Raw genomic sequence first — 23,920 nt, 5'->3', positions numbered from 1 at the left:
TAAAAGGCCTTTTCAATATTTAATCTAACGCTATTTAGGCGCCTCATCTCTTCTATGCAAACCATAATCCCTGACAACATGAGCAACTCGAATACGATAATCATCAAAGACTTTCTCACGCCCTAAACCCTGAGCCTGATTATGCTCTGTATGTTTACGCCAATTTGCAACCGCCGCTTCATCCTGCCAGAAGGATAACGAGAGTACCTTAGCTGGCTTAGGAGGCAGGTCTTTAGAGGCTTGAGATAGAGAGGCTTGAGGCTCAGACAAACTTTGAAAGCGCTCAATAGAAATAAAACCCGGCATCTTAATTAGGCTTGCCTTTAATAAATGAGCTAACTCAAAATAGGTGTCTACTTCATCAGGTTTAAGCTCTACTTCAAACATAACAGCGATCATACTGACTCCTTATTAAAAGCTTTTGCCTTACACCAGTAAGTTGATTCTACTGGGGTTAAAAAGCGACGCATCTCTTGCAAGATAAATTGCTCTTCTTTGGCAAATTCAAAGTTTTCTATTGCCTGAGCATCCTGCTTAAGCCTTATCCGATAGGCTTCATAGCTTGCCAAGCTATCAAAGCTAATAATGCCAAACGCTTGATAATTAGTGCCTTCATGGGGAAGAAAGTAACCCACCAACTCGCCGCCGCAACGGGGAATAATCTGCCCCCAGTTATTAGCATATCGAGTGAATTGAGCCAGCTTAAAAGGGTTAATCTTGTATTCGATAAAACAGCTTACTGTCATTTCCTGCTCCTTAGGGTTTGATTAAATCAAACTGGTTTTGATGATGAGCAGAAGTCTACTTAAGCCAGTTAAAGCATACTTCGATGTGGCTCGAAGCATGTATTCAAGAAAAGCCTATATTGCCAAAGAGTCTGCATACAAACATAAGATGTATGCGAAAATACAAAAGAGACACTTGCTTATTAGGTTTAAGGGAGAACACTGTGGAATTCAATATCGCGCAAGTCGCCGCTTTAATGGGTGATTCAAGTCGTGCACTCATGCTAAATGCGCTTTTAGGTGGCAAGGCATTAACTGCGACAGAGCTTGCCACTTATGCTGATATCAGTGCTCAAACGGCCAGTACTCACTTAAACAAACTTGTGGAGGGACAACTCATCCAAGTGAGAAAACAGGGTCGACATAAGTACTTCCAACTAAAGAGCTATCAGGTGGCAGAAGTACTAGAGGGCATGCTTAACTTAAATGCCCAGCTATCAGCAACCCAGGCAAGCAGCCAAGACATTAACACTGGGCCAAATGATGAACGCTTACGGCATTCACGTATTTGTTACGATCATTTAGCAGGCGAAATTGCGGTAAAGGTTTATGATGCTTTATTAAGAAAAGGATGGCTCGCTGAAGATAATTTACAAGTAAACTTAACTGAGCCAGGCAAACTTGCTTTTGCCTCCTTTGGTTTTAATTTAGCTGAGTTCGAATCCAGTAAACGGCCACTCTGCAAACCTTGTCTCGATTGGAGTGAACGCAGAAGCCACCTTGCAGGTACTCTTGGGAAATGGATTTTAGAAGATGCGCTATCTCGTAAATGGGCAAGCCGAGACTTAGATTCAAGGGCCATTTCTTTTAGCCAATCAGGCCTTAAAAGCCTAAACCAACGCTATGGTTTAGAGATAAATTAGTAGGTTGTTTTCCCTCTAGGCAAACTCAGCCCATATTGATCTAACAAGGTCTTCCAATATTCATCTTTAGGCAGGCTATTTACTATACGAGATAAAGCATTAACCACATTTTCATCATGATTCACCAAGATATGGCGAGTGTAAGTTTTAAGAGGATTAGGCGAATAATAGATTTTATGGCTAAGTTTCATTTCTTTTTCGTAATACTTCATCGTCGACAAAGGAATCAAAAAACTACTGACTCTGTCCTTCAATAACATGCCAATATTTTGCCTAGCCGTTGTCACATCTTTACGTGCTATTTTTCCTGCATCTATTTCTTTCTGAATACCGCCATATAAATGACCTCGAATCCCGCCTAACACAAAGCCTTGCTGCATCAGAGATTCGGGGCCACTATAAATAAAAGGGGTTCTCGCTCTAGACACAAAGGCTTGCTCGTCTTCAAGCACCCTAGGAGTCCAATCGTATTTTTCCCGTTTTATATCCGCAAAAAAGACAGGGTTAACCCAGAGTACAGCCCCCTTAACACCCTCTTTAAGATAAGAGTCCAATCGTTTTCTTGGTACTATTTTCAGCTCATATTGATAGGGATTATCTGTTTCGAATAGGTTTAGCATCTCAACAAAGTCGTAATTTAAGCCCTTTCTATCTGCCTTGCTAATCACAAAGGGAGGGTAATCGTAATAACTCCATAAAGTCACTACTTCTTTACTTTTAAGCCCAGAGCTAAAGATCAAACCAGATAAAATAATGAGAGGAATGAATAGCGTTTTCAGCACAAGAAACTCCTGAACATTGGGAAAAGTAAGCGTTAAATTAAACCCACTCAACCAATAATAGATGATAAAACCCACGCTTGCTGGTCGCTCTAATAGTCCGTCTTTTTACCAAGGGGTGCATCAAGACCATATTGATCTAACAGAGCTAACCAATAATCGTCCTGATCAAGTTGCTTGACCACCTTATCTAAAGCCTGAAACACACTCGAATTATGATTCACTAAAATGTGCCTTGTATAAGAGTTAAGGGGGGTCGGCGAATAATAAACCTTATGAGTTAGCTTCATTTCTTTTTCATAGTACTTCATGGTGGTTAAAGGAATTAAAAAACTATCCACTCTGTTTTTTAAAAGCATGCCGATATTTTGTTTCACATAGCTCACATCACTGCGAATAATCTTACCCGCATCAATTTCCTCTTGTATGCCACCATATAAATGACCACGAATACCACCTAAAACAAAGCCCGGTTTCATTAGAGAGCTCGGACCATCAAAAATAAAAGGGCTTTTACTTTTGGATATAAAACTTTGCTCGTCTTCTAATAAGCGCTCTGTCCAACGATATTTTTGCCTTTGTGTATCAGCGAAGAAGACAGGGTTAACCCACAAAACAGCCCCTTGAAAACCATTATTGAGATAAGAATCGAGCCGTTTTCTGGGTACAACTTCCAGCTCATATTGATAGGACTCATCATTTGAGAAAAGGTTAAGTAGTTCGACAAAGTCGTAACTCAGGCCCTTTTTATCCGACATACTGATGACAAATGGCGGGTAATCATAATAACTCCAGAGAGTCACAACTTTCTTACCTTCTAGGGAAGTGCCATTAGCGAAGGAAGAGCCATTAGTTTTTGAAGTGTCGATCAAAGGAGAGCTAACAAGAGAAGAGCTAAAAAAACAAAAAAACAGGGATAACGCCAAAAAACAATTACGCACAAAACCACCTAGAGACGAATCTCTTTTTGCTTATATTTTAAACAATAAAAATATAAACGATTGGTCAATATTCATGCAATTTTGACGTTTTCACTTTATGAGAAGAAAGACCACCAACATGAACTTATAGTGGCCTTGATATTATGTCATGCGCAGCATTCATGTGGGCTCTGTTATAATAAATTAGCGCCATCGAATTCAGACAAACTCAGTTGCTTTAAATCTAAGTCATCAACACAATTCAGGTTTACACGATAAAAGCCTGGTTTACGCAAAGTTTGGTGAAAAGGGTAAATACCGCACTGATTACAAAAATGATGTTTAGCCACTTCAGTGCCAAAGGTATAAGTTGATAAAGCCCCTTGTTGAATGTCTCTTTGCAACTCAGCTTCACTCACAACAAAAGCACTCATAATAGCGCCTTTCTTAACACACAAAGAGCAATTGCAGGTTAGCCCTTCAGTAATTTGAGGGACATCGAAAGCGAATTTCACACTACCGCAATGACACTGACCAGAATACTGCATATAAAACCTCGACCTTAGCTAATTATTTATGGATAAAAGCATTAAGGAAGCTGCGAACAAACTCTCCCGCCTCAGCGTGTGGATAAAATGCTTGAGATTTAAGACGAGAGCCTGATTAATAGTTATTCTATTAATCAGGCTCTCAACATATTGATAAGACTTTTAGCCCATGCCTTTCAGGTCTTACAGAAGAAGTGTCATCCTAATTTCCCATATCCTTAAAAGAGCAGACTGAGAAGAGGTGGCTTAATCACAGTTTCCTTTAACAAATTCAGGCTAAATAGCGTAAACTCTTGCGGTTAAGAGAAGCAAGCTTCAAAAACCTAAAAAAAGAGTAAGCTTTTAACGATCAAAACCAACTAACAAGCCCAGAGAAAGCATTTGAAACCTTTTAAAGTCACAGACCTACCAAAGCATATAACTTATCAAATGACTGCCATCCCAAGCGATGACGCAAGAGTCTCTGGCACGCCAGATAAAACCCCTTTTAATAAACAAGAAGCCGCCGAAGTACATTACCTTATCACCCGCTTCGCCAGCGCTAAGCGCCTAAAGCTTAAAAAGTCACTAGTCAAAGTGGCAGAAGTGATTCATGCAGAGCTGCCAAAAGAGCAAAAAACTCAAATTGAAGCCATGAAATGGCTACAGGCAAACTGGAATAAGTTCTAATTCCCCATTTCAAACAGACGCAAAAAAGCCGATGGGGTAGCCACCTCATCGGCTTTTTAATCACTAGTACCTAAACGCAAAAGTTACAATCTGGCACTTAGTGGGATTTTGTTTTCAGGCGAGGCATAGAGTACGCAGCGCGGGAGTTTATAAATATAAACGACCAAGCGAGTAGCTTTATAACAAAGTCTGAAAGCAAAAGAGCCTTAGTGCTTAGACAAGACTAAAGCTCAATCCAAAACTATACGGCTTTCTTCTCAATGCGGTATGCATGTAAAAGAGGCTCAGTATAGCCTGAAGGCTGAACTTCACCCTTGAAAACAAGATCACAAGCCGCTTTGAAAGCAATACCATCAAAGTTAGGTGCCATGTTTACATATTCGCTATCGCCAGCATTTTGTCCATCAACAATAGCCGCCATACGCTTCATAGATTCCATAACCTGCTCTTGTGAGCACACGCCGTGTGCTAACCAGTTAGCAAGATGTTGAGATGAGATACGCAAGGTCGCTCTGTCTTCCATTAGGCCAACATTATGAATGTCTGGCACTTTAGAACAGCCAACACCTGCATCAATCCAACGAACAACATAACCTAGGATACCCTGAGCATTGTTGTCGATTTCAAATTGGATCTGCTCAGCAGTCAGTTCACTCGCATCAGCCATTAGCGGGATGCTTAGAATATCATCTAGGCTAGCGCGACCACGGCTTGAAAGTGCTTCTTGGCGTTCAAAAACACTGACTTGATGGTAGTGAGTACTGTGCAAAGTCGCACCGTTTGGCGAAGGAACCCAAGCTGTGTTAGCACCAGATTTAGGGTGACCAATTTTTTGCTCTAGCATGGCAGCCATTTCATCTGGCATAGCCCACATACCTTTACCGATTTGTGATTTACCTGGAAGGCCGCATTCGATACCTACATCAACGTTCCAATCTTCGTAAGCTTGAATCCAAGCTTGTTGCTTCATGGCAGATTTAGGCACAAAAGCACCAGCATGCATAGAGGTATGGATTTCATCACCAGTACGATCAAGGAAACCTGTGTTGATGAAAACAACACGTTCAGAAGCGGCACGAATACATTCTTTTAGGTTAACAGTAGTACGACGCTCTTCGTCCATGATGCCAACTTTTAGCGTATTGCGAGCAAGACCAAGTGCATCTTCAACACGGCCAAATAGCTCAACAGCGAAAGCCACTTCTTCAGGACCATGCATTTTTGGTTTAACAATGTTCACACTACCAGCACGGCTATTCGTTAGCGTATTGGTTTTGTTTACATCATGCATAGCGGCAAGCACAGTCACCATGGCATCCATGATACCTTCTGGCACTTCATTACCGTCTTTATCAAGGATCGCAGGGTTAGTCATTAAATGGCCAACATTACGAACAAACAGCATACTACGGCCGTGAAGTACAAGTTCAGCACCATCAACACCGGTGTAAACACGATCAGGGTTTAACGTACGGGTTACGGTTTTGCCATTTTTTTCAAATGACTCTTCCAAAGTGCCCTTCATTAGGCCTAACCAGTTTGAATAAACTTCAACTTTATCTTCTGCATCTACCGCAGCAACAGAGTCCTCACAGTCCATAATGGTTGTGATTGCTGCTTCTACGATTAGGTCTTGAATGCCAGCGCTATCAGTTTTACCAACTACGCCATTAGCATCAATCAAGATCTCAATATGCAAGGCATTGTTTTTAAGCAAGATTGCACTAGGTGCACTTGCTTCGCCACGGTAACCAACAAATTTTTCTGGCTGAGCCAAGCCCGTTGTTGTGCCATCAGCTAAAGTAACAACTAATTGGCCATTTTCGACAACATAAGCTTGAGTACCAACATGAGAACCATTTAATAAAGGCGCGGCATTGTTTAGGTGATTACGAGCAAAAGCAATGACCTTGTTGCCACGGGCTGGGTTATAACCTTTACCTTTTTCAGCGCCACCTTCATCAGAAATCGCATCGGTACCATAAAGAGCATCATATAAACTGCCCCAACGGCCGTTTGCAGCATTAAGTGCAAAACGTGCATTCTTAACAGGTACGACTAGCTGAGGACCAGCTTGCTCTGCAATCTCAACATCAACATTGGCTGTTGTGATTTTAAAATCAGGACCTTCAGGAAGTAGGTAACCGATTTCTTGTAAAAAGGCTTTATATGCGACTGCGTCATGCGCTTGACCCACACGTTCTTTATGCCAAGCATCAATTTGTGCTTGTAAGCTTTCACGCTTCGCTAACAGATCTTTGTTTTTTGGTGCCAGATCAGTCAGAATGGCTTCGAAGCTAGCCCAAAATTGCTTCGTTTCAATACCTGTTCCAGGTACGATTTTATCGTTCACTAGTTGCCAAAGGTTTTCGGCAATTTGTAAGCCACCTTCTTGAATTCTTGCAGTCATAAACCCCTTCCTAATCTTTAACTTTTAGTCTTACTAGTTTGCTCATTTAGCATGAGTTGATTGTATCAGAATTTCATTTTGTGAAACATATGTTACGAGCTGTTAACACTTATTCCTCACATTCATACAAATAATAAGATCATTCATACAAAAAATGATTATTTCAATTATCACTGACTAACTATATTTGCTTTTTCACTAGGCAAAATTGTAATTTATTTTCACAAATTGCTATCAAGCCAGTAAAAACAACAAAAACTTGTACTAAAGCTACATACAGCGCCGATTAAGCAGGCTTTTCAATAAATATAGCTGTCTATAAATATGACCCCATTTCATTGAAAAAGCACATTCATATTCTAAATGATAGTAATGCATAATATAGATTAGACTAATTCAGGTTAAATTCTCTATGCTGTTTCACATGGTCAAGCAAGCGCTAACGCAAGCAAATGTTAATGACCAGATGCAAAGCTTAGAAAGAAACTGAGTCCTTAATAAGCTTCATCAAAAAAACAAAAATTTAATAAACAGTGCTAACTAAGTAGTGCAACTGTCACCAGTGAGGAAGAAACATGTCAAACTATAAAAACGATATCGACACTACCGCTAGCCTTATCGCATCTCAAGGTGCGCCATGGAATGCAATTAACCCTGAGTTTGCCGCTCGTATGCGTGCTCAAAACCAATTTAAAACTGGCCTAGACATTGCCCGTTATACTGCAAAAATTATGCGTGCAGATATGGAACGTTACGATGCTGACTCTTCACAGTACACTCAGTCTCTAGGTTGCTGGCACGGTTTTATTGGCCAACAAAAAATGATCTCTATTAAAAAGCATTTTAATAGCACAGATCGCCGTTACCTTTACCTTTCAGGCTGGATGGTTGCTGCTCTTCGCTCTGAGTTTGGTCCACTTCCTGACCAATCTATGCACGAGAAAACCTCTGTATCTGGTTTGATCGAAGAGCTATACACCTTCCTACGTCAAGCAGACGCTCGTGAACTAGGTGAATTATTCCGTAGTTTAGATGCGGCTCGTGATGCTGGTGACAATGCTACTGAAGATAAAGTACAAGCAGAAATCGACAATTACCAAACTCATATCGTGCCTATCATTGCCGATATCGATGCAGGTTTTGGTAACGAAGAAGCGACTTACCTACTAGCAAAACAAATGATCGAAGCAGGTGCTTGCTGTATCCAGATCGAAAACCAAGTATCTGACGAAAAACAATGTGGTCACCAAGACGGTAAAGTAACTGTGCCACATGAAGACTTCTTAGCGAAAATCCGTGCGGTTCGTTACGCTTTCCTAGAACTAGGCATTGAAGACGGTGTCATCGTTGCACGTACTGACTCTTTGGGTGCAGGCCTAACTAAGCAGATCGCTGTAACCGCTGCTGAAGGTGACCTAGGTGATCAATACAACAGCTTCCTAGATGTGGAAGAAGTTGATGCAAGCAACATGAAAAATGGTGATGTACTACTTAACCAAAAAGGCAAACTGGTTCGTCCTAAGCGTCTTCCTAGTAACTTGTTCCAGTTCAAGAAAGGTTCTGGTGAAGATCGCGTAGTACTAGACTGCATTACTTCTCTACAAAATGGTGCTGATCTACTTTGGATCGAAACAGAGAAACCACACGTACAGCAGATTGCTGGCATGGTTAACCGTATTCGTGAAGTGGTACCAAATGCGAAGCTTGTTTACAACAACTCTCCATCTTTCAACTGGACACTAAACTTCCGTCAGCAAACATTTGATGCTTGGACTGAAGCAGGTAAAGACGTATCAGCTTATGATCGTAACAACCTAATGTCTGTTGAATACGATGAGACAGATCTAGCAGCAGAAGCAGACGAGCGTATCCGTACTTTCCAAGCTGATGCAGCACGTGAAGCAGGAATCTTCCACCACCTAATTACATTGCCAACTTACCACACAGCAGCATTGTCTACTGACAATCTTGCGAAAGAGTACTTCGGTGAGCAAGGCATGCTAGGTTATGTGAAAGGTGTTCAACGTCAAGAAATCCGCCAAGGTATCGCTTGTGTGAAACACCAAGCAATGGCTGGCTCTAACATGGGTGATGATCACAAAGAGTACTTCTCTGGTGATGCCGCGCTGAAAGCGTCTGGTAAAGACAACACCATGAACCAATTTGGTTAATTCTCTGCCTCCCCGCATTAGAGCTGATTGACATAGGCTCGAAAAAGAGAGTTACCAAAACCCAGAAAAGAGGCTGGCTACCATAAGTCCAGCCTCTTTTTTTTGGCTTTTAATCTCTAATAAAAAGACAAATCTCCATCTGAGAAACCTATCCTAGATAAACCCAATAAGGTTATTAGCTACTCGCTAAAGCATCCCACCAGTCGTAAACATACAAAGCAAGATAGATAGGCAAAAGCGCCCAAATAAGAGGATCGTCCCAGAAGGAAAAAGTGGTTCCAATTGCGGCTATGGCAAGCACCATAAGTTCGGTGACACCGACAAATAAAAGAAACTTAGTGATATGAACAAAATAACGCTGAACGGTATGAGCTAACTTAGTCTTTTGGTAGGTTGCTTCAAATACACCAATGATACCTGCGGCCATTAACAAACCTATCACAGTCAAGATAGATGACTGATTCGATTTATCCATTTCAGCCATACTCTCAAAGGTATTCAAAAACAAAACAGGCGCTACCAGCCCCAACAAAATACCTTGTTTAATCGCTACTTCTAAATAGAACTTAGGTTTTTCCATTTATAGCCAATCTCCTGGGCCTTTTAACTTTCTTTCAATTTTCTTTTTCGCTTTCGCTGAAGAGAAAGGCTGCACTCAATTTATGCAAAACTGAATACAGCCTTAAACTATTAACTCTCAGAATCAAAGACAACTTTGCCTTGCAACATTGTCATGAGAATTTCAGTGTCAGCAATCTTATTTACACGCATTTGCCTTATGTCTTTTTCTAAAATGGCAAAGTCAGCGGATTTCCCTACTTCAATAGAGCCTGTCACCGTTTCCAAGCCTAAGCTATGGGCCGCGTTAATAGTATAAGCCTCTATCGCGCTTTCAATATCAGGCAAACCTGTTTTCCCCATAATGACACTATTAGCAATACCAACTAATGGATTGATATCATGCACATTCCAATCACTGCTTAGCGTGACATTTGCCTTGGTGTCATAAATTGCTCTTAAATTCATCAAGGCTTTGGTGCGTTTTGCCCCTAAGAAAGCTTCTGCCCATTGATGCTCATGATAAGCCACATAATCAGAACCCACCTGAAAATCCGCACTGATATCTAAGGCTTCAAAACGAGGCACGTCTTTTTTATTCACTAACTCAATATGGGTTAAGGTATAAGGTTTGGTAGAGCCAAGATCTCGCATAGCTTCGATTGCATTCAATGACTCTCGCACAGCACCATCTCCTATGGCATGAATATGAGCACTAAAGCCAATTTTATCTAGCTCACTTAACCAAGCTTTCATTTTTTGAGGCGGTATATAGTTAATACCACGGGGCTCATCAGGAATATAAGTGTCGAAATAGGGTGTTAGCATTTTCGCTGTACCATTGATAAAAATACCATCACTGTACATCTTCACCTGATCGACCAATAGCAGATCCTTCTCTTGTCGAGATTGAATAGTCGATAGATAGGTTAACTGCTCTGTCATAGGATCGGTTGGATAAATCCAAGGCCTTAAAGACACACGCGCGGTGAGATCGCCGGACTTCTTCGCTTCTTGCCACACCTCATACCAGCCCCGTTTCCAATATAAACGACCATCACCTATGGTTGTTATCCCATGGGCTGCTGCTTGCTCAAGACCTGCCATTAAACCGTCATAACTTTGATCAAATTGATTACTTAGACTATTCCAAGCCATCTCCATCACAATATCACCGGCGTTATCCATCAGGATGCCATTCAGCTCGCCTGTTTCTTCATCCTTTAGAATCTTCCCGCCTTGGGGCTCTGGGGAGTATTTAGTAATGCCAGCTTGTTTTAATGCGACAGAGTTAACCCACATAGAATGAGACGTTTGCTCCATCAAGACCACAGGCTGATCAGGGAAAATTTTATCTATGACTTCTAACGGTGTATAAGGCCCTCTTTCTAATAACAAAGCATCAATGGAAAACCCATAGCCAGTTAACCATTCATTTGGATTCGCATTTCGACGACAAGCTTTTAAATAACGAATCTGCTCTTTCAGGTTTCCATCCATGCTTAATTCACAGCTACCACCGGCTTCAGATGCGGCTTCAAACACGTGGTTGTGGTTATCAATAAAACCAGGCATCACAAATGCATCTTGCAAATCTACAAGCTCAGTTGCTGATGACTGATAACCTAAGGCATCTGACTGATTACCTATATAAAGGATTTCACCATTTGCCACGACAATCGCATCCGCATTATCGTGGCCATATATAACTCCGTTAGTCAGAATCATATCCGCTTGCCCAAACGCAAAAGTGCTTGCACTTATCGCCAAGCCCGTTACTAAAGCGGGAGAAAAAATTGGTTTCATCGCATCTTCCTTCGTATTTCTTATGATGAATATCAAAACTCATTAAGTGTTTGCTTAAGTATATCTCAGCAAAATTAAGTGATAAAAATACTCAGCATTCTATTTTTTGAAAGCGTAGCTAAAGGCTAGAAAAGCTACGCTCTTTTTATAAATTAACCGTTCAAGCTACTTATGTCCCAACCGCTGACAATCGGTTGATAGAGGCATATTGGCTTGGACGTCTATCTCTAAAGATCCCCCAAGTACGTCGGTACTCTTGGGCTTCATCTAGATCAAAGCTAGCACAGATAACTGCTTCGGATTTTTGATCAGCTTCTTCTATCTTTTTCCCCGTATAGTCAGCAATAAAGGAAGATCCATAAAAGGTCATACTTGAATCAGAGGTCGTTTCTTCCCCGATTCGGTTAGAAGCAATCACAGGTACCATGTTTGCAGCGGCGTGTCCTTGCATTACTTGTTGCCAATGTTCTCGACTATCAAGGCTTGCATCACTTGGCTCGCTTCCTATCGCCGTTGGATAGAAGAGCATTTCTGCCCCTTTTAATACCATAGAACGAGCAGATTCAGGGAACCATTGATCCCAACAAATCGCCACACCGATATCGGCATAACGTGTTTTTGCGACCTGAAAACCTGTATCACCTGGGCTAAAGTAGTACTTTTCGTAATAACCCACAGCATCAGGAATATGTACTTTGCGGTAATGACTTACAATGGCGCCATCAGCATCTAGCACCACAATAGAGTTAAAATAATTATTACCATCAATTTCAAAAAACGAGATAGGTAGAACCACTTCAAGCTCTCTTGCTAAACCTTGAAAATGCTCAATAAAACCATTGCCAGCCACAGGTTTAGCTAGCTTAAAGTGCTTAGGGTCCACCTCTTGGCAAAAATAAGGGGTTTCAAATAATTCCTGCAATAAAATGATTTGAGCCCCTTGCTGGTGAGCTTTTCTTACTTGCTCTTCTGCTCGTTGAATATTGCTAGCTGTATCCCATGTACAGGCCATTTGTGTGGCAGCAACTTTAATGTTTCTCATATTCTTTCCTTAATAAATTAGTTTTTAAGACACACTAACCCCTTTGCACTTATCAAGAGCGCAAACGATCAGGGTGTGAATAAAGTGGTGTAATTAAATTGATTACTTACCTGCTTTGATGCGATTCCACATACGACGCAGTTTTTTCTCGAATGAAGGGGTAAAGTTTGGCAAAGGAACCAATCGGTTTTTGATTGACTCTGGAGGATAAATCCCAGGATTCTCAACCAATGAAGACTCTAGATATGGCACTGAGGCAGAGTAACCATTAGCAAATCTCACTAGATTGCTAATACCTGCCATAATTTCACCATCCATTAAATGATCTAACAATAAATGCGCATGGTCTGGATTAGGTGCATCAACAGGAATCCCCATAGCGTCGAACCATAAAGTCGCGCCCTCTTTTGGTATGACATAATTTAGTTTAATGCCATTACCCGCTTGATCCGCTGTATCTTGAGCCATGAAAATACTGCCGTTGTAACCTACAGCGAGACATGACTCACCACTTGCCAAGTTTGTCATATACATGGAATTACTGAAGGAGCGAATATAGGGTCTGATTTTTTTGAGATGGCTTTCGACAAGCTTCAAATTAGCCGAACTCGCTTCGTTTATATCCTTACCTAAGTAAAGCAAGGTAGCCACATAAAGCTCTTCTACATCATCCAATAGCATGACGCCGCAATCTGCTAGCTTGGAAACATTGTCTGGATCTAACAATAAGCTCCAACCGTCTTTATCAGCATTAGGTAAGCGTTGATTTACCTCTGCCACATTGTAGCCAAGCCCTGTGGTTCCCCACATGTAAGGCAAGGCATATAGGTTGTCATTGTCAAAATTTTCAATCCAGCCCAGTACTTGTGGATCAATATTTTGATAGTTAGCTAACTTTGATTTATCTAATTTCTGAAAAGCACCCGCTTTAATCTGACGTTTTAAACGCCTTGAAGCATCGGACATCACCAGATCATAACCACTGGCACCTGTTAACAACTTGGTTTCAACCGTATCGACAGAGTCAAACAGATCATATTGAATTTTCACTCCCGTTTTTTGAGTAAAACTCTCTAATGCTTCTTCCGTGATATAGTCATTCCAGTTATAAAAATTCACACTTTTATTTGTCTCATCCTGACCATAACTGGCAGTTGAAAAGCACATAAAAGGAATGAATGAGGCAATTAATAATTGGTTAATTTTCATGGTATTTACCTAATATTGTTATTTTTAAAGGCGTAGGTATGACTAAGCTTTTGGCTGCTGCTGAGTAATACAATGAATTCCACCACCACCAACGGCAATATGAGAAATATCCAGCTGAACAATGTCACGTTCTGGAAAGAGCCTCTGATAAACCTTTTTCGCCCTTTCATCCGCTGCAATACCATATTTAGGCATGATCACAGCCCCATTCGCGAAGTAGCTATTAATATAAGAAGTGCAATAATTGTCATTTAAAGGAATAGCATCAAACCCATCTTCAATCAGGCAAATTTCTATTTTTCGCCCTTTCGCATCCGTTTGCCCTTCAAGTGCTGCAAGGTTATCTTTCATGATCTGATACCAAGGATGCTCTGTGTTAAAAGAGGTTTCCATCAACACCACCCCAGGCTTAATAAACTGGGCAATACCGTCAACATGTCCATCAGTTTCATTTTCATCACAGTTCCCCGGCAACCAGATAACCTTGCTTGCCCCTAAAGTACGGCATAACTCATTTTCGACATCTTGCTTAGTCCAGCCAGGATTCCGGTTTGTATTAAGCAAACATGATTCAGTGGTAATAAGTGTGCCTTCTCCATCGGTTGTGACAGCACCACCTTCTGCCACCAATTCTGATACAAAGCTTTGAACTTGAGCGATTTTCAAAACCTTTTCCCCCACCTCATCATCTAGCTGATAAGGATGATACTTTTCCCCCCAAGCATTAAAGCGCCAAACACTTCCAGCAAGTGCTCCCTGATCATTAATTAAAAAGTTAGGGCAAGCATCTCGCGCCCAGGAATCATTCAATTCGGCTTCAATCAGGTTAACCCTTTCATCCAACAAATGACGGGCTTGGCCTATATCTTTGCGATTAACCAATAAATTAACCCTTTCAAATTGGCTAATAGTGTTAGCAACATCGGCATAATGCTGTTTGGTTTTTGCTATATCTGGCCAAACTTCATTACGGCTTGGCCACATCATCCAACAAGCATCATGCTCTTCCCATTCTGCCGGCATGCGAAAGCCTAGTTCAGCTAGATCTGTTTTGATTTCATTCTTGGTTGTCATTGCGATTTACCTAAATCCATCATGTTTTAAGAGTTAAGAAGGTAACGCTAGTTTTGATTCCTCATTAAAAACACATGAAAATTTTAAATAACATACTGTATTTAATTGCGTATTATGTGTTGAAAATCTGACTCTTTAGCGTCTTAATCAGTATATCTAGCGGAGTATTTTTCATTCAAACGCTATATTTTTATCAATAGGATTAAAATTTTTCATGAATAGACGATTTGGAAGACTGCCACCATTAAGCGCATTAGAAGGGTTTGAAGCAGCAGCTCGACTTAAAAGTTTTTCGCTTGCCGCCGAAGAATTAAACTTAAGCCAATCTGCCGTTTCCCATCAGATCAAGCTGTTAGAGTCCTTTTTCGGTATGGACTTATTCAATCGCGTTGGCCGCTCTATTGAGTTAACTGTTGCTGGCATTGATTTTTTAGATACCACCACTCAGGTACTTAATGAACTGGCAAGAGGCAAGCGCAGGATGGATTTTTACTTTCGCCCAGGCTCTGTCGTTTGGGGAGCAAATACTGGTTTCTCGAGTAAATGGCTACTTCCTCGCTACAGCAAACTTCTTAATGCTCACCCAGAAATAGAGCCTTGGTTATATTCTGACGATGACTTTTTTGACCTTGAGACCCAAGAGGTGGATCTTGCTATTTGGTATGGGGATGGCAGCTGGGAAGGCGTTAAAAGCCACAAACTTTTCCATGACTACCTCACCCCTCTTTATGCCGAGCAAAGCTTTAAAGAAGACATGAAGATCAAACACTTTGATGACTTAAGCAAACACAGGTTGCTACATGACGAACGCTCTGAAGACTGGATGAGCTGGTTTAATCTGGTAGAGCAGCAAAACTTAATCAGCTCACATGGCTGTAACTTTAGTGATTCAGGATTAATGTTAGAAAGTGCAGCAAGAGGCCAAGGCGTTACCTTAGGGAGTTTGGTTTTAGCGGATGAATTGATCCAAGAATCAAAATTAACTCAGCCTTTCAAAACAGTATTAACCACCCAAGAGGCCTATTATTTAGTCGAGCCAGCCCATACAAGAATAAGACCAGCTGTTGCAAAAGCAAAAGACTGGTTATTAGAAGAAGCAAAACGTTTTAGTGAAGCATTGAAGCAACAAACAAGTGCAAAGTAATTAATAGAACATTATCGGTCACTGGCTAAATTCAGTAATGAGCCAGTGACGAAAGGCAGTCACCTTTTTACTTGGCGTAGAAGGATCATTTACCAGAATATAATAACTTAAGCCTTCTAGACTTGAGCCTTGGGGATGCCTTTTTAACCAAGCTTGTTGCAATGGGGTTTGGATCAGTAAATTACTCACAAAAGCAATACCTTGCCCAGCAAGTGCGGCCTGAATCGTATGCTGTTCTTGATCATAGGAACGAATCATTAACTTGCTACTCACTTCATTTTCCGACTCAAGAACGCGCTGCCAAGTCATAGGCTTTAAGCGAGCGTTTTTCCATTTTGTCTCTATTAGCTGCGCCTTTCTAAAATCAGGAAATGCCTGAATATAAGCCTCTGTGGCATACATGCCAAACTCTTCAGTCACAAGTTTAGTGGCAGCCTTATCTTGAGGGTCAAACTCGCCATAACGAATTGCTAAATCTATACGCCTATCTTTGGCGAGATCCTCTAATGCGTCTTCGGTTTTTATCACTACTTCAATGTCAGGATGAGACTGATAAAAACGCTCTAGGTTTGGCACTAACCACTGGGAAGCAAAAGAGCTGGTCGTGCTCACACAAAGGCGTGTCTTTTGGTCCGAAATTTCCTCAAGCACGGCTGAAATTTGTGCAAGAGATTGATGAGCCACCTGGGCTAGCTTCTCGCCATCTTGAGTCAGAAGAATATGGCGAGTTTTTCGCTCGAACAATAAAGTGCCCAGCCTTTCTTCTAGCGCTCTTATTTGATGGGAAACCGCCGTTGGCGTCACATTCAACTCAAGGGCGGCCTCTTTAAAGCTTTTTAGCCTTGCTGCCGAGTCAAACACACGAATACTGTTAAGTTGAGGTAAATGAGAAAACATAAAATACTTATATGGATGAGTTAATCTCATCTATAAGAAAAAATTCATCTTTTGTCAAAGCAAAGCCGTCATTCCATGATAAGTACAAATCAATCAGGCCTATAAAAGCCAGATGACACTCTAAACAGAGAAAAGCAAAAAGGAGACAAAAGCATGCAAACAGGTAGCCCTAAGATACTTCATATAGATACCAGTGCGAGACAATTCGATGAATCCAGAGAGAAACATAATTCACTTTCAAGGAAGCTTGCTAACCGTTTTAAAAAACAATGGTTAGCCTTGCAACCAGAAACAGAATTCATCTATCGTGACTTAGCAATAAGCCCACCAGACTTTATTGATCAAGCTTGGATAGAAGCCGTCTTCACCCCAGAAGCACAAAGAACAGAAGCACAAAATGCGAAAGTAGCCCTATCAAACACCTTGATAGACGAGTTAATTGCGGCAGATATCATTTTGCTTTCAACGCCCATGTATAACTACGGCATGCCAGCGGTATTAAAAGCCTGGTTCGATCAGGTAATTCGAGTAAACAAAACCTTCTCATTCGATCTTAAGCGAGGTGACTATCCGTTAGAGCCCTGCTTATCAGGAAAAACCATGGTGCTTCTCACCTCTTCTGGCGAGTTTGGTTTTGAAGCAGGTGGCATAAGAGAAAGCATGAACCACCTAGGCCCTCATATCAAAACCTTGAGTCATTATTTAGGTGTCGAACGCTTCTATGAAATTGGTTCAGAGTATCAGGAGTTCGGAGATGAGAGACATACTGAATCAGTTAACAAGGCAGAAGAAGAGGCGACAAAACTAGCCACTAATTTGGTGAAGCAGTATCAGTAAAACAACATTGGTAAAAATAATGTTCGGCTAAATAGCGTTACAGAGGATAAAACAAAAAAGCCAAGCTAATCAGATAAAAATAATCTAATTAGCTTGGCTTTAATGTATTAAAACGGCTCTCAGTTTTTTACTTGTAAAAGCGCTACACCAAAACCAATAAAAATGCCGCCCGTCACACGGTGGAAAATTTTAACTAGACTCACATTTTTAAACCAATGACGAACGGATTTCGCTAGGTAACCAAAGCTTGCTAGGCTGATAAAAGACAGCGCCATAAAGGTAAGTGTCATTATCATAAACTGTGGGAATGCCGCTAAGCTGGTATCCAAAAACATAGGGAAGAAAGCAACAAAAAAGAGGATAGCTTTTGGATTAGTCATGGCGATCATGAAGGCTTCTTTGAACTTGGCAAAGTAGTTGATCTTAACGCTAGCTATCTGCTCATCTTCAGCTTCAACAAAGAAGGTATCCTTACTTCTAAACTTTTTAATCCCAAGGTAGACAAGGTAACAGGCGCCTAAAACCTTAAGAATCGTAAAAAGTAGCGCTGAGGTTTTTAGCACTAAGCCCAAACCCAACATTGAGATAGAAGAGAGTATAAATATCCCCATGATATTGCCCAACGCGGCCGCTAGGACAGATTTATAACCCCAAGACACTCCGTTCGAAATTGCCAGTATGATGGCAGGTCCAGGACTCACTACATTTAAAAATGCTGCTGCGGTGAACATTAACCAAACTTCAAATGCCATACTTATCCCTCTTTGTTGACTAAGGTTTAATCCCATTCAATAGCCCAAAGATTCTACGCTTTTTGTATAAGAAGGATACAAGTGAGCGAAAAAACACTTTTTATTTTCATTATTTTTTATCAATAACCGAATGCTTGAAGCAACTATTTCAAGTCACTCACTCGATTTCATCATTGTGTACTCAAGGTGACCTGTAAACGCGTCTTTTTGCTCACTTTTAATACTAAAGCCTTGCCCTAAATAAAATAGAATACTTGCCTGATTCTCTTGATACACAGACAAACTCAAGCTATCTCTTTGCTTAAATGCATGGACCATAAGCTGCTTCCCGATACCTTTACCTTGAGACCCTATTACAACAAAAATTGCAGCCAGCTGATCATCATTGAGAGAGTAAAAAGCAACTACTTTAGCATCCTCCTCATAAACATAAGTCTCTGAGTTAGGAAGATAAATATCTCGCATCGCCTCGACTTGAGACTGCCATACTTGCTCGTCAACAAAGCTATGAGCCTTAATAGAAGCTGCAAGCCATATATCAACTAGTTCTGGGATATCATTTGAAGTTGCAGGTCTAATCATTTTATTCACTATTTTCTTCACCAGTTTTCGTTAAAGCCATTTGAGTCAGGCCATAGTGACAAGATTAAGCGAGATATGATTGAAGATTTGCGGCAGTTTTAACTTAAAGTGAAGAAGGAGTTTTGATTATCAAGGCGGGCTACAACCACCTTAATAATCAAATTTATATATTCTTATGATTGCTATAAACACACTGTTAAATAGCTAGCTAAATCTCTTTTAAACATACTAAGGGAACTGAGTAATTTTTAGCCGTTTTAGCAATTTCTGAAGGTGAGATGTGCTTTTTTTCATCTGCTAATGTGTACTCTATGTTTAGTTCATTTAGAAAAATTGAAAGCATCGATGACTTTACTACATCTTTATCTAAGGAGGTCACTAAACCAACCACACCACCACTTTCGGCAATAACTGGACCGCCAATATTCCCAGAATTAATTTCATTGGTAATTTTCATCACTCTAATATCGTTCAATTCACCGGAAGCAGAGCTAATGATTCCGTCCGTAATTTTACCTTGGTATGTTGGGACTTTAGAGTTAATCAAATCAGATTGATCGTAGCCATAAGCATAAACCCTTTCACCTTGAGACGTTTGTTTTCGTTCTGAAATTCTTGCCCAACTTTTACTTGCGTAAGATGATTTAAGGGCAACCAAGTTATTCGTTTTATCTATTCGAACAACGGTTGTATCAACAAGAGACCCAGAATGCTCAAAGCTAATTTTTGAGCAATAATCCACCATTTCGTTAGTTGTAATAATATAATTCTTATTAACAAAAGTACCTGTGGACTCTATGCTAAGGTTTGGCTTGTATGCGACTCCTTTTGACACGATATTATAATTATTTACTGTCTCACTTTTATTTTGAACTGGTTTAAGGTTAGAAACAGGGGATCCGTTTACTTCTGTAACACTACAATTTAAACCACCCGAATTCAGGCAAGTCTTTTGCGCAAGATCAATTGCTTCTGACGTCGATGATGCCCCCCAAGAAGCACCAGCGACACCATTTGTACCAATAGAAAATGCCTTTATATTAGGCTTGGCTCTATATTTACTATAAAGATCATCTGCAGGAGTTGTTGAATTTGTTACTGTTTGACAACCAGATAACACTAACATTAATAGTAAGCTACTAATTTTAAAGACTTGGACTTTCACGGATTAATCACCAAATAAAGGTATAAATTTAAACAGTATTAAGATGTGCATTAACCTGAATAGCTTCATTAAAACACCACTCTTAATCCTCAGATTATCCTCAACCTAGACCGCTTCAAAAAGTAAAGATTCACGATCCATGTGAGAAGTATAAGATGTTGATATTACTATTATTTTCAAAACTTTAAAGCACTAAAGCTATCCCCTACATACATAAGAAAAAACGCATATAAATATCAATAAAAAACCCCAGACAAGCTGAGGTTCTATTAAACTTTATACAGGCTCAAAATGAACCCAGAGAGTTTGTTTTAAGCGGCACTTACATCAACATTGATGTTACCGCGAGTGGCGTTTGAGTAAGGGCAAACCACGTGGGCTTTTTCCACTAGGCTAGTCGCTGTTTCTTTATCAAGGCCTGGGATAGAAACACTGATTGCCGCTTCAATACCAAACCCTGTTGGGATAGGGCCAATCCCCACACTTGCAGAAACTTTGGTGTCATCAGGAATCGCGACTTTTTCTAGGCCTGCAACATACTTAAGCGCACCTAGGAAACATGCAGAATAACCTGCTGCAAACATTTGCTCTGGGTTAGTCCCTTCGCCACCAGCACCACCGAGCTCTTTTGGAGTAGATAGCACGACATCCAGTTTGCCGTCATCAGATTGAGCCTGACCTTCACGGCCACCTGTTGCACTTGCGTATGCTGTATAAACTGCTTTTTCTAATTTCATGGTTTTATCCTCTATTTTGAGTAATTATCTTCATTTATATTTTAAAGTAGCTAACTATTAAATAGCGCACTACTTTTATGCTTTTAAAAAAAGAAGTTTTCACTTCTTCCTTAGCCTTCATTCAAAAAGTATCACATGTTCTTCAATAAGTTATCTCTTAACTTCTCTAACTTATCTTTGGTTTCTTTAAACTCTGTCATATCCATATTAGCGGCACACTTGGCCTTTTCCATAATACTAGCTACCTTGGCTTCCATCTCTTTTGCATTTTGCGTTAGAGAAACAATGACACTTCGCTCATCTTGCAAGGCACGCTTTCTTGTTACTAAATCACTGGCTTCCATTCGCTTTAATAAGGGAGTCAGTGTGGCAGAATCTAAATACAAGCGCTCGCCAATGGCATTTACCGCCTGCTCATCTTGCTCCCATAAGGTCACTAGGACCAAATACTGAGAGTAAGTTATGTCTAATGGCTTAAGCAGCTTTCGGTATAACTTGTTCATTGCTAATGAGGTTGAATAAAGTGAGAAGCACAATAAATCATCAAGCTCAGGGGCGGACGTTTTTATTGAAGTTTTATCTGACACTTAAGCTCTCTCATTAACTTTAAATTATTTTCTAAAATCAGCTTATTTATCAAGCTTGTTATGCAATATACATAGCGCACTACTTAAAATCAAGCTTTGCGTTACACCTTTTTAATAAAGTGCCTCAAGTAGGCTGAATGACGAAGACCTCTCGCTTATCATGATGAGCCTCTGATTGCTCCCATAATACGGGGCCACTGGCTTCTTCTCCCAGTTTGTCATCTGGGTTACGCAATTTACACTGTGTCATAGAAAGGCAACCACAACCAATACAGGTATCTAGCTCATTCCTTAAGGCTTGTAACTTAGCAATCTTAGTATCTAGCGCTTCTTGCCAAGCATTTGCCATTTCCTGCCATTCGGCTTTACTTGGGGCATGATCAGAAGGTAAATGATCCATGGCTTCTTTAATTTCAGATAAGCTCATACCCAGCATTTGCGCGGTTTTAATCACAGCAATGCGGCGTAAAACATTTCTATCATAGCGCCTTTGATTACCCGCATTACGCCAGCTTTGAATCAGGCCTTTCTCTTCATAAAAGTGCAAGGTCGATACTTTTACATCAGCACGTTTTGCCACTTCTCCGACACTTAATGCCATAAAGTTTCCTTTTTATGTTTACTTAAAAAGCAAAGCACCTGCCCAGGATAGGAAACAGGTGCCTGCTTTAACCTTTAATCAGCTTTATTAAGTAAATACTCTAAAAGCGATCATTTAAGCAGATTTTACCAGATTTTCATCTGTATCTTGCGCTTCACCTTTGTGACTTAACAAAGCTTTAATCAAGGAGATTGTCATTAATACCATGATCACAGAAAAAGGTAGAGCACCGATAATCATGGCAGTTTTGATCACTCCTAGACCACCTGCAATTAACAGAGCGCCAATCAGAGCCGTTAAGAAAACACCCCAAACGATAATATGAGAACGTGGTGTTTGTGCTGTGCTACCACCCGCATTAATGGTGTTTACCACCAAAATAGCTGAGTCAGCCGACGTCACCAAGAAAGTCATTAGCAATACTACGATTACTGCTGACATCAATTTCGCCCCTGTATCAGACATCAAGACATTCAAAGTCTCATAGATTTGCGCTGAGATGTTCGCCCCTAGAATCTTACCTTCGGCAAGGCCTGAAAGCTCAAGATCTAAAGCGGTACCACCAACAAAGGTAAACCAGATAAAGCAAACAAATGAAGGTATCAAAGTGGCACTTAAGACAAACTCTCTGATGCTACGACCTTTAGAAATACGAGCAAAGAAGATCCCTACAGCAGGTGCATAGGCAATCCACCAAGCCCAATAGAAGATAGTCCAACCTGACTGCCAATCGCCTAAAGCTGTGCCTTTTTCTTCAACGTTAACCGCCATAGAAACAAAGTTAATTAGATAATCAAATGTGCCTGTTGCGAGTAATTCGATAGCTAAAAAGGTTGAGCCAAAAATTAAGAAAAAGACTAATAGAACACCAGATAAAGACATGTTGACATTACTTAGCCATTTTACGCCTTTACCTACACCACTTACGGCAGACAAGGTTGAAAGCGCCATCACAAAGACTAGCGCCACTATCATGGCAGTCATGGTGGGAGCGCCATCCACCATAATCCAATCAGCACCTGTAATATTGTAAACACCTGAAGCAAATTGGCTCACACCATAACCTATGGTTACGGCGATCCCTAAAATGGTGGCTAAGACCGCGGTAATATCGACTAGATGCCCAAATGTGCCATTTAGCTTATTACCAAATAAAGGCGTTAATACAGAACGAATGGTAAGCGGTAAGCCCTTATTAAAGCCAAAATAGGCTAACGCTAGGCCCACTAGTGCGTATATTCCCCAAGCGGAAAAGCCCCAGTGTAAAAAGCTGTAGCGATAAACAGATTCTAGGGTTTCACTTTGTTTGGCGGGTACCAAACCTTGAATGATATCTGGGTTATTGGCGAAGTGATAAATTGGTTCGCCGGTTGAATAGGTCAACATGCCCACACCAATACTGGCACCAAACATCATAGAGACCCAAGAGAAGCGGGAGAACTCTGGCTTTGACTCAGCGCCACCTAGAACGATATTCCCCACTTTAGGGATCATAGCCAAAGCAATGGCGGTCAAGGCAAAAAATGCCATGACATAAATATAATAGGTACCGAAGTTCCCTAAAACCAAAGCATTCACTTTTGACAGTACCGCTTTTGCTTGATCAGGAAAGACCAAGGCCCAAAGCACTAGCACCATGATTAACATCTTAGACGAAAGGGTAACCGCATGGTTAAACCCTTTATAAAAGCCATCTTGGGCTGTGTCTATGACAACCTCGTTTGATTGATTTTTCATACAGATACCTTGTTTTTATTATGTTAGTGGTAAGCAGTGCACTCTCC

General features: G+C 40.7%; 24 protein-coding genes. 5 read left to right on the top strand and 19 right to left on the bottom strand.

The features are described from left to right. Nucleotides 1-30: 30 nt before the first annotated feature. Together TW85_RS09585 and TW85_RS09580 are read right to left on the bottom strand one after the other, a co-directional pair. Nucleotides 31-399 carry an antibiotic biosynthesis monooxygenase gene (locus TW85_RS09585; protein ID WP_046016909.1) on the bottom strand — a complete coding sequence of 123 codons (369 nt, stop codon included), beginning with the start codon at nt 397-399 and terminating at the stop codon, nt 31-33. Further along, complete coding sequence (locus TW85_RS09580; RefSeq protein WP_046016908.1) at nt 396-746, bottom strand: NIPSNAP family protein; 351 nt, start codon at nt 744-746, stop codon at nt 396-398. The genes TW85_RS09585 and TW85_RS09580 overlap by 4 nt, the downstream gene beginning before the upstream one ends. 203 nt (nt 747-949) lie before the next feature. Between TW85_RS09580 and TW85_RS09575 the strand changes: the two genes are divergently transcribed. Continuing rightward, the gene (locus TW85_RS09575; RefSeq protein WP_238326193.1) at nt 950-1,648 is read left to right on the top strand and encodes a winged helix-turn-helix domain-containing protein; all 699 of its coding nucleotides are present in this window, start codon (nt 950-952) and stop codon (nt 1,646-1,648) included. On the opposite strand, the gene TW85_RS09570 is transcribed toward TW85_RS09575, so the two are convergent. From TW85_RS09570 to TW85_RS09560, 3 genes are all read right to left on the bottom strand, one after another. After that, nucleotides 1,645-2,430 (bottom strand): transporter substrate-binding domain-containing protein, encoded by a 786-nt coding sequence (locus TW85_RS09570; RefSeq protein WP_046016906.1) that lies wholly within the window; start codon nt 2,428-2,430, stop codon nt 1,645-1,647. The two genes, TW85_RS09575 and TW85_RS09570, sit on opposite strands and share 4 nt — an antisense overlap. 89 nt (nt 2,431-2,519) lie before the next feature. Continuing rightward, entirely contained in the window at nt 2,520-3,368 is an 849-nt protein-coding gene (locus TW85_RS25430; RefSeq protein WP_052702060.1) for a transporter substrate-binding domain-containing protein, read from the bottom strand. A 173-nt stretch (nt 3,369-3,541) separates the two neighbouring features. Further along, nucleotides 3,542-3,895: a GFA family protein gene (locus tag TW85_RS09560; protein WP_046016905.1), complete on the bottom strand. Its 354-nt coding sequence runs from the start codon at nt 3,893-3,895 to the stop codon at nt 3,542-3,544. Nucleotides 3,896-4,276: 381 nt separating this feature from the next. Here TW85_RS09560 and TW85_RS09555 point away from each other — a divergent pair, with 381 nt between their 5' ends. Continuing rightward, nucleotides 4,277-4,564: a hypothetical protein gene (locus tag TW85_RS09555; protein WP_052702058.1), complete on the top strand. Its 288-nt coding sequence runs from the start codon at nt 4,277-4,279 to the stop codon at nt 4,562-4,564. A 241-nt stretch (nt 4,565-4,805) separates the two neighbouring features. Here the strand turns inward: TW85_RS09555 and TW85_RS09550 are convergent, their stop codons facing one another. Beyond that, nucleotides 4,806-6,974, bottom strand: a complete 2,169-nt coding sequence (locus tag TW85_RS09550) for a malate synthase G (RefSeq protein ID WP_046016904.1) — start codon at nt 6,972-6,974, stop codon at nt 4,806-4,808. Nucleotides 6,975-7,549: 575 nt separating this feature from the next. Between TW85_RS09550 and TW85_RS09545 the strand changes: the two genes are divergently transcribed. Continuing rightward, a complete protein-coding gene (locus TW85_RS09545; RefSeq protein WP_046016903.1) occupies nt 7,550-9,145 on the top strand; it encodes an isocitrate lyase in 1,596 nt (531 codons plus the stop codon). A 175-nt stretch (nt 9,146-9,320) separates the two neighbouring features. On the opposite strand, the gene TW85_RS09540 is transcribed toward TW85_RS09545, so the two are convergent. The 5 genes from TW85_RS09540 to TW85_RS09520 form a co-directional block, all read right to left on the bottom strand. Beyond that, the gene (locus TW85_RS09540) at nt 9,321-9,725 is read right to left on the bottom strand and encodes a hypothetical protein (protein ID WP_046016902.1); all 405 of its coding nucleotides are present in this window, start codon (nt 9,723-9,725) and stop codon (nt 9,321-9,323) included. Nucleotides 9,726-9,835: 110 nt separating this feature from the next. Beyond that, a complete protein-coding gene (locus tag TW85_RS09535; RefSeq protein WP_046016901.1) occupies nt 9,836-11,509 on the bottom strand; it encodes an amidohydrolase in 1,674 nt (557 codons plus the stop codon). Nucleotides 11,510-11,678: 169 nt separating this feature from the next. Then, complete coding sequence (gene aguB / locus TW85_RS09530) at nt 11,679-12,551, bottom strand: N-carbamoylputrescine amidase (RefSeq protein WP_046016900.1); 873 nt, start codon at nt 12,549-12,551, stop codon at nt 11,679-11,681. 102 nt (nt 12,552-12,653) lie between these two features. Continuing rightward, a complete protein-coding gene (locus tag TW85_RS09525; RefSeq protein WP_052702056.1) occupies nt 12,654-13,760 on the bottom strand; it encodes an extracellular solute-binding protein in 1,107 nt (368 codons plus the stop codon). 42 nt (nt 13,761-13,802) lie between these two features. Next, on the bottom strand, nt 13,803-14,834 hold the full coding sequence (locus tag TW85_RS09520) for an agmatine deiminase family protein (RefSeq protein ID WP_046016899.1): 1,032 nt from the start codon (nt 14,832-14,834) through the stop codon (nt 13,803-13,805). A 214-nt stretch (nt 14,835-15,048) separates the two neighbouring features. Here TW85_RS09520 and TW85_RS09515 point away from each other — a divergent pair, with 214 nt between their 5' ends. After that, nucleotides 15,049-15,978, top strand: a complete 930-nt coding sequence (locus TW85_RS09515) for a LysR substrate-binding domain-containing protein (RefSeq protein ID WP_046016898.1) — start codon at nt 15,049-15,051, stop codon at nt 15,976-15,978. A gap of 18 nt (nt 15,979-15,996) precedes the next feature. On the opposite strand, the gene TW85_RS09510 is transcribed toward TW85_RS09515, so the two are convergent. Then, nucleotides 15,997-16,875: a LysR substrate-binding domain-containing protein gene (locus tag TW85_RS09510; RefSeq protein ID WP_046016897.1), complete on the bottom strand. Its 879-nt coding sequence runs from the start codon at nt 16,873-16,875 to the stop codon at nt 15,997-15,999. Between the two features lie 153 nt (nt 16,876-17,028). On the opposite strand from TW85_RS09510, the gene TW85_RS09505 reads away from it, so the two are divergent. Beyond that, complete coding sequence (locus tag TW85_RS09505; RefSeq protein WP_046016896.1) at nt 17,029-17,712, top strand: NAD(P)H-dependent oxidoreductase; 684 nt, start codon at nt 17,029-17,031, stop codon at nt 17,710-17,712. A gap of 119 nt (nt 17,713-17,831) precedes the next feature. On the opposite strand, the gene TW85_RS09500 is transcribed toward TW85_RS09505, so the two are convergent. The 7 genes from TW85_RS09500 to TW85_RS09470 all read right to left on the bottom strand — a co-directional run bounded on the left by TW85_RS09500 (nt 17,832) and on the right by TW85_RS09470 (nt 23,873). Beyond that, nucleotides 17,832-18,464 carry a LysE family translocator gene (locus TW85_RS09500; RefSeq protein WP_046016895.1) on the bottom strand — a complete coding sequence of 211 codons (633 nt, stop codon included), beginning with the start codon at nt 18,462-18,464 and terminating at the stop codon, nt 17,832-17,834. Between the two features lie 153 nt (nt 18,465-18,617). Then, the gene (locus TW85_RS09495) at nt 18,618-19,046 is read right to left on the bottom strand and encodes a GNAT family N-acetyltransferase (RefSeq protein ID WP_046016894.1); all 429 of its coding nucleotides are present in this window, start codon (nt 19,044-19,046) and stop codon (nt 18,618-18,620) included. Nucleotides 19,047-19,254: 208 nt separating this feature from the next. Beyond that, the gene (locus tag TW85_RS25425; RefSeq protein WP_052702054.1) at nt 19,255-20,211 is read right to left on the bottom strand and encodes a serine protease; all 957 of its coding nucleotides are present in this window, start codon (nt 20,209-20,211) and stop codon (nt 19,255-19,257) included. A 311-nt stretch (nt 20,212-20,522) separates the two neighbouring features. Further along, entirely contained in the window at nt 20,523-20,948 is a 426-nt protein-coding gene (locus tag TW85_RS09485) for an organic hydroperoxide resistance protein (protein ID WP_046016893.1), read from the bottom strand. A gap of 131 nt (nt 20,949-21,079) precedes the next feature. After that, nucleotides 21,080-21,535, bottom strand: coding sequence for a MarR family transcriptional regulator (locus TW85_RS09480; RefSeq protein ID WP_046016892.1), 456 nt, complete (start codon nt 21,533-21,535; stop codon nt 21,080-21,082). Between the two features lie 124 nt (nt 21,536-21,659). After that, nucleotides 21,660-22,136: a redox-sensitive transcriptional activator SoxR gene (gene soxR, locus TW85_RS09475; RefSeq protein ID WP_046016891.1), complete on the bottom strand. Its 477-nt coding sequence runs from the start codon at nt 22,134-22,136 to the stop codon at nt 21,660-21,662. A gap of 114 nt (nt 22,137-22,250) precedes the next feature. Then, nucleotides 22,251-23,873, bottom strand: coding sequence for a BCCT family transporter (locus TW85_RS09470; RefSeq protein WP_046016890.1), 1,623 nt, complete (start codon nt 23,871-23,873; stop codon nt 22,251-22,253). Between the last annotated feature and the right edge of the window lie 47 nt (nt 23,874-23,920).

This window comes from Marinomonas sp. S3726 (assembly GCF_000967665.1).
Lineage (GTDB): Bacteria > Pseudomonadota > Gammaproteobacteria > Pseudomonadales > Marinomonadaceae > Marinomonas.
This window is presented reverse-complemented; position numbering and strand designations above follow the sequence as displayed.

Excerpts from the sequence above, each read along its gene's own strand:
- TW85_RS09535 (WP_046016901.1), bottom strand. The coding sequence starts at position 11,509 with ATGAAACCAATTTTTTCTCCCGCTTTAGTAACGGGCTTGGCGATAAGT.
- TW85_RS09470 (WP_046016890.1), bottom strand. The coding sequence starts at position 23,873 with ATGAAAAATCAATCAAACGAGGTTGTCATAGACACAGCCCAAGATGGC.
- TW85_RS09580 (WP_046016908.1), bottom strand. The coding sequence starts at position 746 with ATGACAGTAAGCTGTTTTATCGAATACAAGATTAACCCTTTTAAGCTG.
- soxR (WP_046016891.1), bottom strand. The coding sequence starts at position 22,136 with ATGGCATTAAGTGTCGGAGAAGTGGCAAAACGTGCTGATGTAAAAGTA.
- TW85_RS09545 (WP_046016903.1), top strand. The coding sequence starts at position 7,550 with ATGTCAAACTATAAAAACGATATCGACACTACCGCTAGCCTTATCGCA.
- TW85_RS09550 (WP_046016904.1), bottom strand. The coding sequence starts at position 6,974 with ATGACTGCAAGAATTCAAGAAGGTGGCTTACAAATTGCCGAAAACCTT.
- TW85_RS09495 (WP_046016894.1), bottom strand. The coding sequence starts at position 19,046 with ATGATTAGACCTGCAACTTCAAATGATATCCCAGAACTAGTTGATATA.
- TW85_RS09515 (WP_046016898.1), top strand. The coding sequence starts at position 15,049 with ATGAATAGACGATTTGGAAGACTGCCACCATTAAGCGCATTAGAAGGG.
- TW85_RS09505 (WP_046016896.1), top strand. The coding sequence starts at position 17,029 with ATGCAAACAGGTAGCCCTAAGATACTTCATATAGATACCAGTGCGAGA.
- TW85_RS09585 (WP_046016909.1), bottom strand. The coding sequence starts at position 399 with ATGATCGCTGTTATGTTTGAAGTAGAGCTTAAACCTGATGAAGTAGAC.
- TW85_RS09510 (WP_046016897.1), bottom strand. The coding sequence starts at position 16,875 with ATGTTTTCTCATTTACCTCAACTTAACAGTATTCGTGTGTTTGACTCG.
- TW85_RS09525 (WP_052702056.1), bottom strand. The coding sequence starts at position 13,760 with ATGAAAATTAACCAATTATTAATTGCCTCATTCATTCCTTTTATGTGC.
- TW85_RS09485 (WP_046016893.1), bottom strand. The coding sequence starts at position 20,948 with ATGAAATTAGAAAAAGCAGTTTATACAGCATACGCAAGTGCAACAGGT.
- TW85_RS09520 (WP_046016899.1), bottom strand. The coding sequence starts at position 14,834 with ATGACAACCAAGAATGAAATCAAAACAGATCTAGCTGAACTAGGCTTT.
- TW85_RS09500 (WP_046016895.1), bottom strand. The coding sequence starts at position 18,464 with ATGGCATTTGAAGTTTGGTTAATGTTCACCGCAGCAGCATTTTTAAAT.
- TW85_RS09560 (WP_046016905.1), bottom strand. The coding sequence starts at position 3,895 with ATGCAGTATTCTGGTCAGTGTCATTGCGGTAGTGTGAAATTCGCTTTC.
- TW85_RS09540 (WP_046016902.1), bottom strand. The coding sequence starts at position 9,725 with ATGGAAAAACCTAAGTTCTATTTAGAAGTAGCGATTAAACAAGGTATT.
- aguB (WP_046016900.1), bottom strand. The coding sequence starts at position 12,551 with ATGAGAAACATTAAAGTTGCTGCCACACAAATGGCCTGTACATGGGAT.